General features: G+C 39.8%; 16 protein-coding genes and 1 pseudogene. 9 read left to right on the top strand and 8 right to left on the bottom strand.

Annotation, left to right across the window (positions count from 1 at the left end; translation table 11 throughout):
- On the top strand, positions 1-1,254 hold the full coding sequence (gene ftsY, locus MK482_RS02770; protein WP_124787700.1) for a signal recognition particle-docking protein FtsY: 1,254 nt from the start codon (positions 1-3) through the stop codon (positions 1,252-1,254).
- Positions 1,255-1,299: 45 nt separating this feature from the next.
- On the opposite strand, the gene zwf is transcribed toward ftsY, so the two are convergent.
- From zwf to MK482_RS02755, 3 genes are all read right to left on the bottom strand, one after another.
- Positions 1,300-2,787: a glucose-6-phosphate dehydrogenase gene (gene zwf, locus MK482_RS02765; protein ID WP_124787699.1), complete on the bottom strand. Its 1,488-nt coding sequence runs from the start codon at positions 2,785-2,787 to the stop codon at positions 1,300-1,302.
- A gap of 151 nt (positions 2,788-2,938) precedes the next feature.
- On the bottom strand, positions 2,939-3,679 hold the full coding sequence (locus tag MK482_RS02760; RefSeq protein WP_124787698.1) for an amino acid ABC transporter ATP-binding protein: 741 nt from the start codon (positions 3,677-3,679) through the stop codon (positions 2,939-2,941).
- Entirely contained in the window at positions 3,679-5,844 is a 2,166-nt protein-coding gene (locus MK482_RS02755; RefSeq protein WP_268717921.1) for an ABC transporter substrate-binding protein/permease, read from the bottom strand. Before MK482_RS02755 ends, MK482_RS02760 begins: the two co-directional genes overlap by 1 nt.
- Positions 5,845-6,016: 172 nt before the next feature.
- Here MK482_RS02755 and MK482_RS02750 point away from each other — a divergent pair, with 172 nt between their 5' ends.
- The 7 genes and pseudogenes from MK482_RS02750 (at position 6,017) to MK482_RS02720 (ending at position 12,122) form a co-directional block, all read left to right on the top strand.
- Positions 6,017-6,970 carry a CPBP family intramembrane glutamic endopeptidase gene (locus MK482_RS02750; protein ID WP_268717920.1) on the top strand — a complete coding sequence of 318 codons (954 nt, stop codon included), beginning with the start codon at positions 6,017-6,019 and terminating at the stop codon, positions 6,968-6,970.
- Positions 6,971-7,046: 76 nt separating this feature from the next.
- On the top strand, positions 7,047-9,035 hold the full coding sequence (gene uvrB, locus MK482_RS02745; RefSeq protein WP_268717919.1) for an excinuclease ABC subunit UvrB: 1,989 nt from the start codon (positions 7,047-7,049) through the stop codon (positions 9,033-9,035).
- A 56-nt stretch (positions 9,036-9,091) separates the two neighbouring features.
- Positions 9,092-9,964 (top strand): hypothetical protein, encoded by an 873-nt coding sequence (locus tag MK482_RS02740; RefSeq protein WP_049491717.1) that lies wholly within the window; start codon positions 9,092-9,094, stop codon positions 9,962-9,964.
- 108 nt (positions 9,965-10,072) lie between these two features.
- Positions 10,073-10,600, top strand: a complete 528-nt coding sequence (locus MK482_RS02735; RefSeq protein WP_084887079.1) for a hypothetical protein — start codon at positions 10,073-10,075, stop codon at positions 10,598-10,600.
- Positions 10,601-10,743: 143 nt separating this feature from the next.
- Positions 10,744-11,079: pseudogene (locus tag MK482_RS02730) on the top strand (UvrB/UvrC motif-containing protein); the annotation flags it as partial.
- Between the two features lie 14 nt (positions 11,080-11,093).
- Entirely contained in the window at positions 11,094-11,582 is a 489-nt protein-coding gene (locus MK482_RS02725) for a GNAT family N-acetyltransferase (protein ID WP_049509364.1), read from the top strand.
- Positions 11,583-11,654: 72 nt separating this feature from the next.
- Positions 11,655-12,122 carry an 8-oxo-dGTP diphosphatase gene (locus MK482_RS02720; RefSeq protein WP_049509366.1) on the top strand — a complete coding sequence of 156 codons (468 nt, stop codon included), beginning with the start codon at positions 11,655-11,657 and terminating at the stop codon, positions 12,120-12,122.
- Here MK482_RS02720 and MK482_RS02715 read toward each other — a convergent pair.
- The 5 genes from MK482_RS02715 to coaB form a co-directional block, all read right to left on the bottom strand.
- Complete coding sequence (locus MK482_RS02715; RefSeq protein WP_049509367.1) at positions 12,119-12,634, bottom strand: transcription repressor NadR; 516 nt, start codon at positions 12,632-12,634, stop codon at positions 12,119-12,121. The genes MK482_RS02720 and MK482_RS02715 overlap by 4 nt on opposite strands.
- An 11-nt stretch (positions 12,635-12,645) precedes the next feature.
- Positions 12,646-13,173, bottom strand: a complete 528-nt coding sequence (locus MK482_RS02710) for a hypothetical protein (RefSeq protein ID WP_268717918.1) — start codon at positions 13,171-13,173, stop codon at positions 12,646-12,648.
- Between the two features lie 292 nt (positions 13,174-13,465).
- The gene (locus tag MK482_RS02705) at positions 13,466-14,029 is read right to left on the bottom strand and encodes an ECF transporter S component (RefSeq protein ID WP_000747412.1); all 564 of its coding nucleotides are present in this window, start codon (positions 14,027-14,029) and stop codon (positions 13,466-13,468) included.
- Positions 14,013-14,564: a phosphopantothenoylcysteine decarboxylase gene (gene coaC, locus MK482_RS02700; RefSeq protein WP_268717917.1), complete on the bottom strand. Its 552-nt coding sequence runs from the start codon at positions 14,562-14,564 to the stop codon at positions 14,013-14,015. The genes MK482_RS02705 and coaC overlap by 17 nt, the downstream gene beginning before the upstream one ends.
- Positions 14,565-14,575: 11 nt before the next feature.
- Positions 14,576-15,265 (bottom strand): phosphopantothenate--cysteine ligase, encoded by a 690-nt coding sequence (coaB, locus tag MK482_RS02695; protein ID WP_268717916.1) that lies wholly within the window; start codon positions 15,263-15,265, stop codon positions 14,576-14,578.
- Between the two features lie 225 nt (positions 15,266-15,490).
- Between coaB and MK482_RS02690 the strand changes: the two genes are divergently transcribed.
- A complete protein-coding gene (locus MK482_RS02690) occupies positions 15,491-17,161 on the top strand; it encodes a formate--tetrahydrofolate ligase (RefSeq protein ID WP_268717915.1) in 1,671 nt (556 codons plus the stop codon).
- Positions 17,162-17,345 lie beyond the last annotated feature (184 nt).

Genomic DNA, 17,345 nt, shown 5'->3' with positions numbered 1-17,345 from the left:
ATGGGATTATTTGACCGTCTATTCGGAAAAAAAGAAGAGCCTAAAATCGAAGAAGTTGTAAAAGAAGCTCTGGAAAATCTTGATTTGTCTGAAGATGTTGAGTCTTCTCTTACAGAAGCTGAGGGAATTCTTCAAGAAGAAGCTGAGCTCGAAGAAGAGGAAAATCAAGACACAGTTGAAGAAAGTCTGGATTCAGAGCCAGATGTAGAGGTTCATCAAGAAGAAGTCGAAGTATTGCAAAACTCAGAAGAAGTCACAACTGAGCTCGTAGAGACTGTAGAAGAAAATAGTTCTGAAGTGCTTGAAGCAGAAAGGCCTCAGGTAGAAGAAACTGTTCAGGAAAAATATGACCGCAGTCTTAAGAAAACTCGTACAGGATTCGGTGCTCGCTTGAATGCTTTCTTTGCAAATTTCCGCTCTGTTGACGAAGAATTCTTCGAGGAATTGGAAGAACTGCTTATCATGAGTGACGTTGGTGTCCAAGTCGCTTCTAACTTAACAGAGGAGTTACGCTACGAAGCCAAGCTTGAAAACGCCAAGAAACCGGACGCACTTCGCCGTGTCATCATTGAGAAATTGGTTGAGCTTTATGAAAAGGATGGTAACTACGATGAAAGAATCCACTTCCAAGATGGCTTGACAGTCATGCTCTTTGTTGGTGTGAATGGTGTTGGGAAAACAACTTCTATCGGGAAACTAGCTCATCGCTACAAACAAGCAGGTAAGAAGGTTATGTTGGTTGCGGCAGATACCTTCCGTGCGGGGGCAGTAGCCCAGCTTGCTGAATGGGGTCGTCGTGTTGACGTTCCAGTTGTAACTGGACCTGAAAAAGCTGACCCAGCCAGTGTAGTCTTTGATGGAATGGAACTTGCCGTAGCTGAAGGTATCGATATTCTTATGATTGACACCGCTGGTCGTCTGCAAAACAAAGATAACCTCATGGCTGAGTTGGAAAAGATTGGTCGTATCATCAAACGTGTTGTGCCAGAAGCGCCACATGAAACTTTCTTGGCTCTTGATGCATCAACAGGTCAAAATGCCCTGGTACAGGCCAAAGAATTTTCAAAAATTACCCCTTTGACAGGAATTGTCTTGACTAAGATTGATGGAACTGCTCGAGGTGGTGTTGTTCTAGCCATCCGTGAAGAACTCAATATTCCTGTAAAATTGATTGGTTTTGGTGAAAAAATCGATGATATTGGAGAATTTAACTCAGAAAACTTTATGAAAGGTCTCTTGGAAGGCTTAATCTAATCAGAAACAAAAATCCTGCAAGACACAAACTTGCAGGAAATTTTTTTATTCTAAACGACCATCTTGACGATAGGCGATGTCTGGCTGCCAAGTCCATTTGGCACCATATTTCTCAAGCAGGTCAAAGCTTGCTTGAGGTCCCATGCTTCCAGCTTTATAGTCATGAAGTGGGGCACCATTTTCAGCCCAGAGTTCTTCGATACGGTCAATCAATTTCCATGACGCACCAACCTCATCCCAGTGGCTAAAGTTAGTTGAGTTATTATTTAAGACATCATAAATCAATTTCTCGTATGGTTCTGGAGAAGCACCAGTTGCGGTCGCATCTGTACGGTAATCAAGTGAGTTAGGAGCCAAGTTGAATTCTTCTCCCACCTGCTTACCATTTAGGCTAAGAGAGAAGCCTTCTGTTGGTTGGATATAGATGGTTAAAATGTTTGGAGCAAGTGGTTCTCCAAAGATAGAGTCCATTTGTTTAAAGACGATGTTGACATGAGTTCCTTTTTCAGTCAGACGTTTACCAGTACGGAAGAAGAAAGGAACACCACGGAAGCGATCGCTGTCCACGAAGAAGGCACCAGATGCAAAGGTTTCAGTTGTTGATTCTGGATTTACATTTGGCTCGCTACGGTAAGAGATATACTTCATGCCATCAATCTTACCAGAACGGTATTGGCCACGGATAAAGTGTTCTTTAAGCTCTTCATCAGTTGGATGATAGAGGTTTTTAAAGACCTTAATCTTTTCAGCACGAATCTCGTCTTTTGTGAAGCTTGCTGGCTTATCCATGGCGAGGAGCGAAAGCAGTTGCAAAGTATGGTTTTGTACCATGTCGCGGAGGGCTCCTGATTCATCATAGTAGCCACCGCGTTCTTCAACACCCAAGCGTTCAGCAAAGGTAATTTGTACATTATCAATATGCTCACGGTTCCAAACATTCTCAAAAATCATGTTAGCAAAACGAACCGCAAAGATGCTTTGAATCATTTCTTTACCAAGATAATGATCAATACGGAAAATTTGTTCTTCGTCAAATGTTGCTAGGAGTTCGTCATTCAACTTGCTTGCAGTTGCGTAATCTGTACCAAATGGCTTCTCAACGATTAAACGTTCAAAACCTTTACCGTCTACAATGTTTTCAGACTTGAGGTGCTTAGCAATAGTTCCAAAGAATTGAGGAGCCATAGACAAGAAGAAGAGCTTGTTGTGTCCAGCTTGGTACTTGTCATTTAATTCAGCCTGCAATTGACGCAAAGCAATGTAGTGTTCTGTATCATTGACATCATGGCTTTGATAGTAAAAGTGGCTAGCGAACTCCTGAGCCTGTTCGGTACTATCTGCCAAATCAAGGATAGATTCGACTACAACAGATTCAAAATATTCCTTGCTCCAAGGACGACGGGCAGTTCCAATGACAGCAAAGTGCTCGGAAAGATTGCCGGATTTATATAGTCTAAATAGGGAAGGGTAGAGCTTGCGTTTAGCCAGGTCTCCACTCGCACCGAAAATTGTAACAATAACCTTAGATGACATCTAGCTACCTAATTTCTATTTTTATTCCTAGTCTTGCTAGGTATGAGGAAATCTCATTTCATAAACTTAATTCTAACATAATTTTCCGAAAAATCAAAAAATCCAATACGAGATAGAAAAAAACTGCAAGGAAATCCTTACAGTTTGAGTATTAGACGTTTAAGACCTTGTCCAAGAACTCTTTCAGACGTGGGTGTTGTGGGTTATCAAAGATTTGATCAGGTGTTCCGTCTTCTAGGAATTCACCATCTGCGGTAAAGATAACGCGGTTGGCAACCTGACGGGCAAATCCCATCTCATGGGTTACGATAATCATGGTCATACCTTGCTCAGCCAATTCCTTCATAACGTTTAGTACGTCTCCGACCATCTCAGGGTCAAGGGCAGAAGTTGGTTCATCAAAGAGCATGATGTCTGGATTCATTGCTAGTCCACGAGCGATGGCCACACGTTGTTTTTGACCACCTGATAGGCTATCTGGGTTAGCATTGGCTTTATCTGCTAACCCAACCTTTTCAAGCAATTCCATTCCCAATTTCTCAGCTTCTTCCTTAGTCATCAACTTGTGCTCAATAGGAGCAAAGGTAATGTTGTCCAATACAGACATGTGTGGGAAGAGGTTGAAGTGTTGGAAAACCATTCCGATATTTTCACGGACATGGTCAACGTTAGTAGTTTTTTCAGTTAAATCATAACCGTTCACAGTGATGTGACCGCTAGTGACTTCTTCTAGAAGATTGAGGCTACGGAGGAAGGTTGACTTACCAGAACCTGAAGGACCGATAATACAAACAACATCTCCTTCATAGAATTTAGTCGTGATTCCTTTTAAAACCTCATTTTTTCCATAATACTTATGTAAATCATTTACATCAATTTTTAATTTTGCCATTAACGAATCCTCTTTTCTAAGCGTTTCGCTAGTCTAGTCAAAAGTGTGATAATTACAAGATAGAAGATAGCAAGGATTGCATACATCTTGAAACTTTGGTAGTTACGGGCGATGATAATCTTACCAGTTTGGAAGAGTTCAACCAAACCGATAGCAGATACGATAGTTGTATCTTTAAGAGCGATAACGAATTGGTTAACAAAGTTTGGCAACATCAATTTAGTTGCTTGTGGCAGGATAATCTTACGCATGGTTTTTCCATAAGAGATACCCAAGCTTCGGCTGGCTTCCATTTGGCCAACTGGAACGGCCTGAATACCACCACGAACGATTTCAGCGATATAAGCCGCTGCATTGAGTGAGAGGGCAATAGTACCAGCTACAAAGTCGTTAATTGGGCTTTGTTGGCCTGTGATAGACTCGATGAAGTTTGGAATTCCCCAGAAGATGAAGGCTGCAAGAATCATCAAAGGAATACCACGGATAACATCAACGAAAATCTCAGAGATCACACGAAGAGATTTATACGGACTGACACTAAACATACCGAAGATAATCCCGATAACAATGGCAATAGCAAATGAGATAAGAGCTAGAGCAAGAGTGATACCAAGCCCGCTAAGGAGTTGTTTATAGTTGTTTTGAAGCAAGCCCCAGATAGTTGTTTCGTCAACAGTGCTTGTTGATGCAGATGAAGATTCGCTAGCTAGGTATTTATCAAGAATCTTTTGGAATTCTCCGTTTGCTTTAAGGTTTGCAAGTCCATTGTTGAACATTTGGATCAATTCTGGATTTGCTCCTTTTTTAACGGCAAAGGCTGTTTCACCGATTGGAGTTCCAGCGATTGGAGTTTTCAATTTTTGACCTTGGCTGATAGAATATTTGAGAACAGGCTCATCATCCATAACAGCATCGATGGCTCCAGTGTTTAAACTATCATACATTGAAGAACCATCAGCGAAGGTTTTGATTTTGTAACCGTATTTGCTTTGATTTTCTGTTAGGAAGGTTTGAGAAGCAGTTCCGTTTTTAACACCGACTGTCTTCCCTTTCAAATCTTCATAAGAAGCAATGGTGCTTGATTCTTTGACACCAAGGATAGTATTAGCAGTGTAGTATGATTCTGAGAAGTCAAAAGTTGCCTTACGAGCATCTGTGACAGACATACCAGCAATGATACCATCAGCTTGACCAGCTTGGACAGCACTGATAGCAGCATCGAAACCAGGATTGGTAATTTCAATTTCAAAACCTTGGTCTTTAGCGATTGCCTTAATCAAGTCCATATCAATACCAGTGTATTGGTTGCTTGAATTTTGGAAAACAAAAGGTGCAAAAGAAGAATCGCTGGCAATGATATATTTAGCTTTAACAGGAATGGCTTTTAAGCCTGCAAGAGTAGTTGTAGTTGGCACTGCTGAAGATGATGATGCAGTCCATTTCTTGATGATTTTATCAAGACTACCATCTTTTTTCATTTCAGCCAAGGCTTGGTTAAATTCAGTAACCAGGTGCTCGTATTTGCTTCCTTTTTTCACACCGAAAGCAAAACTTCCTACAGCTTCCCCATCCATTTCAATATGGAGGTCTTGACCTTGGTTGATGGCATATTCGATAACAGGTTTGTCATCCATCATGGCATCTATGGCACCAGCAGTCAAGCTGTTGTTCATCAAATCACTAGTGTCAAATGTTTTAATAGTAAAGCCGTATTTATCTTTAATCGTTTCTAGGAAACGTTGAGCGGCTGTTCCGTTTTTAACACCAACAGTTTTACCAGACAATTGGTCGTACTTGCTAATCTTGTGTGCCTTTGTAGTTGCAATGACAACTTTTGTGTCATAGTAAGTATCAGACATGGTGAAAACTTTTTCACGTTCTTTCGTCTTTGTCATCCCTGCCATGATAGCGTCAGCTTGACCAGCTTGAACCGCATTGACCGCTGCGTCAAATCCAGGATAAGACATCTGAATGTTCCATCCTTTAATCTCAGCGACTTTGTTGATAATGTCAACATCAATTCCTTTATAAGTTTGATCTGAATCTTTAAACTCAAAAGGTGCATAGGCGGTATCAGACACAATCTTAATCGTCTCTGCTTTCGCAATACCTAATGAGAAAATTGGGAATAAAATTAGCAAAAATGCTAGAAATTTTTTCTTCATTTTTAGTCTCCTTTTCCGAATATTTTCCCATTATATCAGAAAAAGTAAAAAAAGGCAAATTTTTATATTTCTGTGTCAGAAAATATAACATCAATAATTCTTGTTTTGTCTTGAATCACACAACAGAAGTGCTATAATAAAGGTATATCATATAGTAAAAGAGGATAAAGTTATGAAAGACAAAAGAATCTTAAAAGACTTTGAAACTTCTAAAATGAGTTTAAACATTTACACAAGCCCCTTGTTAGCCTTTGCTTTTGTCTTCATAGGAGAGTTTGTGGCTTATACTCTGTATGGTATTAGTTTGTTAGCTCTCATCGGACTTGCTAGAAATTTTGGAGAGGCTGGTCAAAATCTTGCAACCTACTTGCAGGCTTTGCAGCAGAGCTTGATGGATAAAACAGGTGATTTTCGTTTAATTTTAGAATTGCTGGCCTTTGGTTTTATTCTCAACACTGTGTTCAGATGGACTAGAAAAGTTGAGAAAAGACCTATTCGAACTTTGGGATTTTATAGAGAGAATTTCCTCAGCAATCTTCTGAAAGGATTTGGGCTAGGTCTGGCACTTTTTCTTCTGACCTTGTTAGGTTTAGTGGCCTTGGGGCAATATCGTTTGGAGTCCATTCACTTGAATCCTTATTCGCTTACCTTTGTCATTTTTACCATTCCATTTTGGATTTTACAGGGGACAGCAGAAGAAGTGGTGTCCCGTGCTTGGCTCCTTCCTCAATTGGCCTCAAGAACCAATCTAAAACTTGCTGTTCTTATATCTAGCCTGTTCTTTACCCTGCTTCATATGGGCAATTCTGGTCTAACCCCTCTATCTCTAGTGAATCTCTTCCTGTTCGGAGTTGCCATGGCTCTTTACCTTCTCAAAACAGATACTGTTTGGGGTGTTGCAGGTATTCATGGGGCCTGGAATTTTGCTCAGGGTAATCTCTTTGGGATTTTAGTTAGTGGTCAACCATCAGGAACGTCATTGATGACCTTTTTACCACAAGGCAATCAAGGCTGGTTATCAGGAGGATCTTTTGGGATTGAAGGTTCTATCATGACAAGTTTAGTCTTGTTACTTTTGATTGTCTATCTCGCTTACCAATTAAAGAAAGAAAATGAAAGGATGTGACTTCGGTCCGTCCTTTTCTTCGTGAAAATGCTACAAGTATGCTAAAATAGGAATAGCACATGGAGAGAGGATTCTTATGATTAACCGCATTACAGACAATCAATTTAAACTAGTATCAAAATATCAACCTTCAGGAGACCAACCTCAAGCTATTGAGCAGTTGGTTGATAATATCGAGGGGGGAGAAAAAGCTCAGATTCTGATGGGGGCGACTGGAACAGGGAAGACCTATACTATGAGTCAGGTCATTTCCAAAGTTAATAAACCAACTCTGGTCATCGCCCACAATAAGACTCTGGCAGGACAGCTCTATGGAGAATTTAAGGAATTTTTCCCTGAAAATGCTGTTGAGTACTTCGTATCTTACTATGATTATTACCAACCTGAGGCCTATGTCCCTTCCAGTGACACCTATATTGAAAAGGACAGCTCTGTCAATGACGAGATTGATAAGCTCCGCCACTCAGCGACTTCGGCCCTACTGGAGCGTAATGATGTTATTGTCGTGGCTTCAGTCTCTTGTATCTATGGTTTGGGTTCGCCCAAGGAATACGCTGATAGTGTCGTGAGTCTCCGTCCTGGTCTAGAGATTTCTCGTGATAAACTCTTGAATGACTTGGTCGATATTCAGTTTGAGCGCAATGATATTGATTTCCAACGGGGAAGATTTCGTGTGCGTGGGGATGTGGTGGAGATTTTCCCAGCATCTCGTGATGAACACGCCTTTCGAGTAGAATTTTTTGGAGACGAAATTGACCGTATCCGTGAGGTTGAAGCTTTGACAGGTCAGGTCTTGGGAGAAGTGGATCATTTGGCGATTTTCCCAGCTACTCACTTTGTGACCAATGACGACCACATGGAAGTTGCCATTGCTAAGATTCAAGCAGAGTTGGAGGAGCAGTTAGCTATCTTTGAAAAGGAAGGTAAATTGCTTGAAGCTCAACGTTTGAAACAGCGGACAGAGTATGATATTGAGATGTTGCGCGAGATGGGCTATACCAATGGGGTTGAGAACTATTCACGTCACATGGATGGACGGAGTGAGGGTGAGCCTCCTTACACGCTTCTCGACTTCTTCCCAGATGATTTCTTGATTATGATTGACGAGAGCCACATGACCATGGGACAAATCAAGGGCATGTATAATGGTGACCGTTCGCGTAAGGAAATGCTGGTTAATTATGGTTTCCGTTTGCCGTCTGCCTTGGACAATCGCCCTCTCCGTCGTGAGGAGTTTGAAAGCCATGTGCACCAGATTGTTTACGTTTCAGCGACACCTGGTGACTATGAAAATGAACAGACCGAGACAGTGATTGAGCAAATCATTCGACCAACAGGACTCTTGGATCCTGAGGTGGAAGTCCGTCCGACTATGGGACAGATTGATGACCTCTTAGATGAAATTAATGCCCGTGTTGAAAAGAATGAACGAACCTTTATCACCACCTTGACCAAGAAAATGGCAGAGGACTTAACCGACTATTTCAAGGAAATGGGTATCAAGGTTAAGTACATGCACTCGGATATCAAGACTTTGGAACGTACGGAGATTATCCGTGACCTGCGCTTGGGTGTCTTTGATGTCTTGGTCGGAATCAACCTCCTTCGTGAAGGAATTGACGTTCCGGAAGTGAGCCTCGTAGCTATTCTCGATGCTGACAAGGAAGGTTTCCTTCGTAACGAGCGTGGTCTTATCCAGACCATTGGTCGTGCTGCTCGTAACAGTGAAGGTCATGTCATCATGTATGCGGACACGGTTACCCAGTCAATGCAACGTGCCATTGATGAAACGGCTCGCCGTCGGAAAATCCAGATAGCCTATAATGAAGAACATGGTATCGTTCCACAGACAATCAAGAAAGAAATCCGTGACCTGATTGCTGTGACCAAGGCAGTTGCTAAGGAAGAAGACAAGGAAGTTGACATCAACAGCCTTAACAAACAAGAGCGCAAAGAACTCGTCAAGAAACTAGAAAAACAAATGCAGGAAGCCGTCGAAGTGCTTGACTTTGAACTGGCAGCTCAGATTCGTGATATGATGCTGGAAGTGAAGGCGTTGGGGTAGGAATACCCATACTAAATAAAATTTATAATTGAATTGCTTACAAGGAGAATGTAGTCATGAAAAAACTGTTACTGTTTCTATTTTTTGTTGTAAATATAGTCCCTTTATTTTTTATTCTACGTATTGCTTTCTTATTCTTCACAACAACTTATGATATTTTCCCCGAAGCAAATATAAAGGAAGTAGAAATTGCTACTAGAAGAACTCTTGATTTGTATGGCTTTAAAGGTAATGTGAAGGTTACAAACTTTTCTAGAGATAAATGGCTTTCTCAAGACTATAAAATTGAATACTTATATAGTGAAGAAATTAACGGAAGAAGTATTACTGCGAGTGATGTTTTGATTTATCATCCAAAATCCTCAAAAAGTAATCCTAAAAAAACAGAGGGGGAATTGATTTATGATGGGACTACAAAAACAATGTTACAAGAATTCTCAGGGATGGCACATGAACTTCTCAATCATAAACCAGAAACAATTTCATATAAAGAAAAAGTAGAGAGTTTTTTCAAGCAATTTGAGAATCCAAATCTAGAATATGTAAATACTTATTGGAGTGTCGATGAGAAAGCAGAGAATATTACAGAATATTATGATCTCATAGATAAGAATCGTAAGGAGGGGAAACCTTTTCAAGGTTTATATGATCTCCCTATTGATGAATTTCTAGCAAAAGGAATCATTAAAGGTCATGTTATCTATAAAGATATTGTGTTAGAAGAAGGATACAAGGATTATTTTAATGGTGAAGGTGGTCTGACAGAGTTTATCGAAAATGGAATAGATAGCGCAGACCTTGCAGACGCATTTTATAAAATTTCTTATTATTACGCCGGAAAAAGTGGGAAAAGTTATCGTTCTGGTAGCAAGACAACTTTAAAAATTCAAAATCATAAAATGAAGGATTATGGAATTAATAATGACTAAAAACTTTTTCATTAAGTCTTTTAGTTCGATATTAATAATGGATTTGGAACAACATACAGTCCATCGATTATTGAAGTATAAACATGAAAAGAAAAGGAGTCATCCATCTTGAAACACTTAACTTTATTTAGAATAGTCTATCTGATTTTACTAGGATTTGTCCTTATCGATTTTTGCCTATCAATATTTGGTTTATCGTTTACTCCCATTCTTTGGGATAGTTGGCTATTCCTTTTAGTGATTACTCTTTTTATTCGTTTTTGTAGACATCTGGTAATTCTAGACCTTCTCTTTGGAATATTTGGAATACAATTCATCCCCATGATATTTAAAACAGGACAATTTGTACCAATTATTTTGGCTATTGTACATATTCTTAGTTATTGTTTCAAGGAACGATACCGTCTTTTTGAAGGAATTCGTAGTGCTATTTGCAGTTTATATATATGGATATTTGTGTTTGTTATTTTTGCCTTTGTGACACGAATCCCTATTCCAATAACACTTGATTTTGAAGTTCAGGAACAAGAAATTGTCATTAAAAAAGGATATTTGCTTCATGAAGTAAATTATTACCACGAACGAATTAATCCTTTCATTATGAAGTCTGAAATTAGCCATGAAAAAGTCATTTAATATAGAAAGTGAGTACTGTGTCCCGTTCCCAATTAACGATTTTAACAAATATTTGTCTGATTGAAGCTCTCGAAACATAGTGCGTGGTCATGCAGTATCGCTCTCCTGAAACCAATCGCTGTTCTGGTTATGGCTTTTGGGGAGGGCATGTCATCATGTATGCGGACACTGTGACTCAGTCTATGCAATGTGCTATCGATGAAACTGCCCGTCGTCGGAAAATCCAGATGGCCTATAATGAAGAACACGGTATTGTGCCTCAGACAATCAAGAAAGAAATCCGTGACCTGATTGCTGTGACCAAGGCAGTTGCTAAGGAAGAAGACAAGGAAGTCGATATCAATAGCCTAAACAAACAAGAGCGCAAAGAACTTGTTAAGAAACTCGAAAAACAAATGCAAGAAGCCGTCGAAGTGCTTGACTTTGAACTAGCGGCTCAGATACGTGATATGATGTTGGAAGTCAAGGCCTTGGATTAAGGAGAAGAAAATAAATGACGGTTATTATTAAATCAATGGAAACTCCTGAAGAGATAGAAGGTAAATCACTTGTTCACTGGAAAGCGTGGAGAGAAGCTTATGACGACCTTTTGTCTGCAGAATTTCAGGAGACAATGACATTAGAAAGATGTCGATTCTTTAGTCAAAAGTTTCCAGAAAATACATTGATTGCGATGGATGGTCTGAAGGTAGTTGGTTTTATAAGTTATGGCAACTTTCGTGATGAGACTATTCAAGCTGGTGAAATTATTGCTTTATATGTTTTAAAAGACTATTATGGAAAAGGTATCGCACAAAAGTTAATGAAAGCAGCTTTGATTGCTCTTGATCATTTTTCTGAAATTTTCTTATGGGTATTGAAAGATAATAAGCGCGCCATTGCTTTCTATCAAAAAATGGGCTTTACTTTTGATGGACAAGAAAAGATGCTTGAACTTGGAAAACCTATAAAGGAAAAACGAATGGTATTCAATTCTAAATAATTTTAAAAAGTAGAAGCTAGAATCTTTGGTACCAAGTCTAAAAATTTAATAAATTAGAAAGTGAGTAAATTTATGTCTCGAGCACAATTAACGATTTTAACAAACATTTGTCTGATTGAAGACCTCGAAACTCAGCGCGTGGTGATGCAGTATCGCGCTCCTGAAACCAATCGCTGGTCAGGTTATGCCTTTCCAGGAGGCCATGTAGAAAATGGCGAATCTTTCGCAGAGTCTGTTATTCGTGAAATCTATGAAGAAACAGGATTGACTATCCAAAATCCTCAACTTGTCGGCATTAAAAATTGGCCACTGGATACAGGTGGGCGCTATATTGTCGTTTGTTATAAGACAACTGAGTTCTCTGGTACCCTTCGCTCTTCAGATGAAGGAGAAGTTTCTTGGGTGCAAAAAGACCAGATTCCAAACTTGGATCTGGCCTATGATATGTTACCCTTGATGGAGATGATGGAAGCTCCTGACAAATCTGAATTTTTCTACCCTCGCCGTACAGAAGACGATTGGGAAAAGAAAATTTTCTAGTCTTTTACTAAATAACCGAGCTGATCCAAGGCCTCCTCGATATAGTGGAGGTCTTGTTGTGTTTCGGCCTCGACTAGGTGGTAATGGATGCCATCTGTCAATTCAGATAAAGGTCTAAAATCAGAATGCTCGACTTGTTCTAGAAAATGTTGTACATCTCTGCGGCAAGACAGTTTCAGCAAGGTTTCAATTTCTCCATAAACGGGATGGTCAATCAAGGTGTTTTGAACACGTCCACCATTATCTACGATAGCAAGGAGTTCTTGACCGATTTCTTCAACTTCATGTTTCACTTTGAAAAGTTTGTGAACATAAGGATTGGTTTCAATTTGCTTATAGACGTAGCCACGATTAGTGGATAGGATAGGAGCGCCATCGGCTCTCAAAATTGCAATGTCCTGCACAATGACCTGACGTGTGACATGAAAATGTTCCGCCAAACTTTGGCCATTAAGGGCTTTAGGAGCTTCTTTCAAGAGTTGGAGCAGAGCTTGTTTGCGATCTTTTGTCATAGCTTTTCCTTTTAACGGCGTTTTCGAAGCACTTTATAGACAGCTAGTGCTAATGTATAGTCTACCATACTATGGATAATTGTGCCAAATCCAACTAGTACAAATAGAACATAAAACATATTTTCTACATTGGTACCAGAAGTTGCGTAAAAAACGACACAGGCCAATACTTCAGCAAGAGCATGGATAAGCGCTAAAACAAAGTTAAAAATCCAGGAAGATTTTGGTTTATCTAGTGTATCTGGGAATTTTTGTAGGTAAAGAGCTCCTAGAGTCCCAAAAAAGATATGGGAAAAAGCTCGAAATACGATAACCATAGGATAGCCAGCCATCAAAAATCCAAAACTAGAGGCTATGATGACAAAAATTGCCATCAAGGGCGACAAGAACATAGCGATAAAAATAGCGATGTGGCTCCCCAAAGTGTAAGAAGCAGGTGGAATGACAATCTTAAAGGGCATAACAATTGGAATCAAAATCGCAATAGCCGTTAAGAGGGCCGTAATTGTCATAAATTGTGTCTTTTTCCGTGTGTTCATAAGAATCTCCTTTTTAACTGTATATACACTAGTATAGTACTATAAACAAGACAATAAAGCAAGGATTTACTTGGGTTTATAGGTCATTTTTAAGTTAATACTCTTCGAAAATCTCTTCAAACCACGTCAGCTTCCATCTGCAACCTCAAAATAGTATTTTGAGCTGACTGCAGCTAGCTTTCTAGTTTGCACTTTGATTTTTATTGAGTATAAATATTGGTAAAAATTTCACTAAAAAATAAAATATACAGAACAAAATCTCCACCTTCAGGTTTGAAAGTGGAGATTGTTTTTATTTTTTCAAAGTCTGTAGTCTTGGAACAATGGCTAAGGTTAGAACTGCGGAAATGACTAATTCAGCAATCGAATTTGTTGAGATAACAGTTGCTAGGAGTTTTTGGATATTACCATCAAAAACATTTCCAAAAAGGTAGAAAATTCCACCAAGTACAAAGACTGTGTTGGTAAGTGAACCAAGGGCACCAGCTAGAATTAGACCAGTCTTGTTTTTCATTAATTTATAGACTAGATAAGGAGTTAAACCAATCAAAATACGTGGGACAATTGCAATGATAGCTGAGTAGATGTTTCCGTTTGGTACAAATGGAGAGAAGAGGTAGCTTGTCGGTAGAATTGTAATTGTGTTAACCGTCAAGCTAAGTAACCCCATCAAAAATCCAAGTGTAACCCCAACGCGTGGACCGTAGATAATGCTGGCAATAATGACAGGAATATGAACGATGGTCGGTTTGATTGGAAATGGAAAAAGGTTAAAGATAAGTGAGCTCAGAAAGTGTATCACGAGCATGGTTGCAAAAAAGATAGCAATGGGTGCAATATTAGAGCGTTTTTTCATCGAGAGTTTCCTTTATTCTTTCTAAAATAATTGTGAGGTCGGCTAAAGCTCCTCGTCCGTGGTCTCCACAAGCTAGTAGGGCTTCCTTTGGAGCAATCAGCTGATAGCCGTAGTTTTCTAATGTTTTCAGATTAGCCTGAGTTGCTGGATGGTCATACATTTTTGTATTCATAGCTGGTGCGATGAGTTTGGGAATATGACTTGGCAAGGCTAGAGCCATACAAGTTACCATGTTGTCAGCAAAGCCGTGGGCTAGTTTTGCAATAGTGTTAGCTGTTGCAGGGGCCACGATAAATAAATCTGCTTTTTTTCCAAGTTCGATATGATTGACTTGATCAGGATATGGTTCCTTCATGACATCTAAGTGGACGTAATTCTGTGAGAGTACCTGTAGTGTCAAAGGTTGGATAAACTCTGTAGCAGCCTGAGTCATTAAGACAGTGACTTGATGACCTTGTTTTTTTAGAGAACTGACTAAACCTGCCGACTTGTAAGAGGCGATTGAGCCCGTTACAGCCAAGAGAATATGTGTCATAGCTTTCCTTTCTATGAATGATAGACTTTAATTTTTTCAAGGAGGAGTTTTGCAATTTCTTCTTTAGTCTGGACTGTTTGAAGCTGATCTTTCTCAACAAAGATTGCTCGATGTTGATTTGCTGAAATTTGAGTCAGGTCATTCGCAATGATTAAGTCAGCTTGGTTCCTGATAAGACTTTTTCTAGCAATGTCAACCAGATAGTCTTCGTTAACATCAACCAGCAGTTTGAAACCAATCAGATGAATAGCAGGATTCCACTCCTTGACTAGAGAGATGATTTTGGGTGTCTTTTTTAGGAACAAAACCTGAACCTCGTCAGTTGAAGAAATCTTAGTCTGATGATTCTGCTTGTTTAAAAATTCTTCTAGATTGGAGCTAGCCTGAACCTCCTCAAGCCCCGTCATATAAACAGGAGTGTAGTCAGAAACCGCCATTGAGTGAATCAAAACCTGATAGTCCTGAACACGTTCTTGCATTTCCAGTAGAAAGTCCTTGGTATTGTTAACTTCTCGAATGCTTAGGTTGGGATGGGCTTCTGGCTTCACGGCTCGTTTTGTTGTTATCAAACAAACTTCATGCCCTGCAGCAAGCAAGGTTTCTGTGATGATTCTCCCCAAACGACCTGTAGAATGGTTAGTGATAGAGCGGACGCTATCGATAGCTTCACTGGTACCGCCCGAAGTAACTAAAATTTTCATAACACTATTGTACACAAAAATAAACGGTAAGTAAAATGAAAGCGATAAAAATTTGGTAAAAGGAAAGAATATAGTTTCAAACTATAAAGCCATATAAAATTTAAGAAAGGACTCTAAAAACCTTAAAAATAGGGATATTTACGAACGTTTAGAGAGTTTTAGGATGTTAAAAATCTTGTTTTGTGTTATAATGAATTATCATATAAGAGGTTAGAGGAGTTTTGAATGAAAACAGATATTGAAATCGCACAGAGTATTGAGTTGAAGCCAATCGTTGATGTTGTAGAGAAACTGGGTATTTCTTACGACGATTTGGAGTTGTACGGAAAGTACAAGGCTAAGCTCAGCTTTGATAAAATTCGTGCAGTTGAGAGCAATCCAGTTGGGAAATTGATCTTGGTTACTGCCATCAACCCAACGCCTGCAGGTGAAGGAAAATCAACCATTACCATTGGTCTTGCAGATGCCTTAAACAAAATCGGCAAGAAAACCATGATCGCTATCCGCGAACCATCTCTTGGTCCAGTAATGGGGATTAAGGGTGGTGCAGCTGGTGGTGGTTATGCCCAAGTTCTGCCAATGGAAGACATCAACCTCCACTTTACAGGGGACATGCATGCCATTACAACTGCCAACAATGCGCTTTCTGCCTTGATTGACAACCACTTGCACCAAGGGAATGAGATGGGAATTGACCAACGTCGTATCCTTTGGAAACGTGTTGTGGACTTGAACGACCGTGCTCTTCGCCATGTGACCGTTGGACTTGGTGGCCCTCTAAATGGTATTCCACGTGAGGATGGCTTTGATATTACAGTTGCTTCCGAAATCATGGCAATTCTTTGCTTGGCAACAGACATCGAGGACTTGAAACGCCGTTTGGCTAATATCATTATCGGTTATCGCTATGACCGAACACCTGTTTCTGTAGGTGATTTGCAGGTTGAAGGTGCCTTAGCATTGATTTTGAAGGATGCTATTAAGCCAAACTTGGTTCAGACAATTTACGGTACACCTGCCTTTGTACACGGTGGTCCATTTGCCAATATTGCTCACGGATGTAACTCTGTCTTGGCAACTACAACAGCTCTTCACTTGGCTGATTACACAGTTACTGAAGCTGGTTTTGGTGCAGACCTTGGTGCTGAGAAATTCCTTGATATTAAGACACCAAACTTGCCAACATCTCCAGATGCAGTTGTCATTGTCGCAACCCTTCGTGCCCTTAAGATGAATGGTGGTGTGGCTAAAGACGCTTTGACAGAAGAAAATGTGGAGGCAGTTCGTGCCGGTTTTGTTAACTTGAAACGCCACGTTGAAAATATCCGTAAATTTGGTATTCCAGCAGTTGTTGCGATTAACGAATTTGTATCTGATACAGAAGCTGAAATTGCAGCCTTGAAAGAACTTTGTGCCTCAATCGATGTACCAGTTGAGTTGGCAAGTGTCTGGGCTGATGGTGCAGAAGGTGGAGTAACTCTTGCTGAAACGGTTGTCAAGACCATCGCTGAAAACCCAGCTAACTACAAACGTTTGTATGATAATGACCTTTCTGTCCAAGAAAAGATTGAAAAGATTGTTACTGAAATTTACCGTGGTAGCAAAGTAAACTTTGAGAAGAAAGCTCAAACGCAAATCGCTCAAATTGTTCAAAATGGTTGGGACAAATTGCCAATCTGTATGGCTAAAACTCAATACAGTTTCTCAGATAATCCAAATGCACTTGGAGCACCTGAAAACTTTGAAATTACCATTCGTGAGTTGGTACCCAAATTAGGTGCAGGCTTCATCGTTGCATTAACTGGCGATGTCATGACCATGCCAGGACTTCCAAAACGACCAGCAGCTCTCAATATGGATGTTGAAAGTGACGGAACTGTCCTAGGTTTGTTCTAGTATATTGTAATTGACTTTATACTCTTTGAAAATCTCTTCAAACCACGTCAGCTTCACCTTGCCGTACTCAAGTACAGCCTGCGGCTAGCTTCCTAGTTTGCACTTCGATTTTCATTGAGTAAAAAATGAGTTTGGAAATACTATCCAAGCTCATTTTTTATCTAGATACAAGAAGTTGCCTTCT

This window comes from Streptococcus mitis (assembly GCF_026782865.1).
In the GTDB taxonomy this organism is placed as follows: domain Bacteria; phylum Bacillota; class Bacilli; order Lactobacillales; family Streptococcaceae; genus Streptococcus; species Streptococcus mitis_CG.
This window is presented reverse-complemented; position numbering and strand designations above follow the sequence as displayed.

Coding starts and splice junctions, on each gene's coding strand:
- MK482_RS02760 (WP_124787698.1), bottom strand. CDS start 3,679: ATGGCAAAATTAAAAATTGATGTAAATGATTTACATAAGTATTATGGA.
- MK482_RS02725 (WP_049509364.1), top strand. CDS start 11,094: ATGACGGTTATTATTAAATCAATGGAAACTCCTGAAGAGATAGAAGGT.
- coaC (WP_268717917.1), bottom strand. CDS start 14,564: ATGACACATATTCTCTTGGCTGTAACGGGCTCAATCGCCTCTTACAAG.
- MK482_RS02750 (WP_268717920.1), top strand. CDS start 6,017: ATGAAAGACAAAAGAATCTTAAAAGACTTTGAAACTTCTAAAATGAGT.
- MK482_RS02720 (WP_049509366.1), top strand. CDS start 11,655: ATGTCTCGAGCACAATTAACGATTTTAACAAACATTTGTCTGATTGAA.
- uvrB (WP_268717919.1), top strand. CDS start 7,047: ATGATTAACCGCATTACAGACAATCAATTTAAACTAGTATCAAAATAT.
- ftsY (WP_124787700.1), top strand. CDS start 1: ATGGGATTATTTGACCGTCTATTCGGAAAAAAAGAAGAGCCTAAAATC.
- zwf (WP_124787699.1), bottom strand. CDS start 2,787: ATGTCATCTAAGGTTATTGTTACAATTTTCGGTGCGAGTGGAGACCTG.
- MK482_RS02740 (WP_049491717.1), top strand. CDS start 9,092: ATGAAAAAACTGTTACTGTTTCTATTTTTTGTTGTAAATATAGTCCCT.
- MK482_RS02715 (WP_049509367.1), bottom strand. CDS start 12,634: ATGACAAAAGATCGCAAACAAGCTCTGCTCCAACTCTTGAAAGAAGCT.
- MK482_RS02690 (WP_268717915.1), top strand. CDS start 15,491: ATGAAAACAGATATTGAAATCGCACAGAGTATTGAGTTGAAGCCAATC.
- MK482_RS02755 (WP_268717921.1), bottom strand. CDS start 5,844: ATGAAGAAAAAATTTCTAGCATTTTTGCTAATTTTATTCCCAATTTTC.
- MK482_RS02705 (WP_000747412.1), bottom strand. CDS start 14,029: ATGAAAAAACGCTCTAATATTGCACCCATTGCTATCTTTTTTGCAACC.
- coaB (WP_268717916.1), bottom strand. CDS start 15,265: ATGAAAATTTTAGTTACTTCGGGCGGTACCAGTGAAGCTATCGATAGC.
- MK482_RS02710 (WP_268717918.1), bottom strand. CDS start 13,173: ATGAACACACGGAAAAAGACACAATTTATGACAATTACGGCCCTCTTA.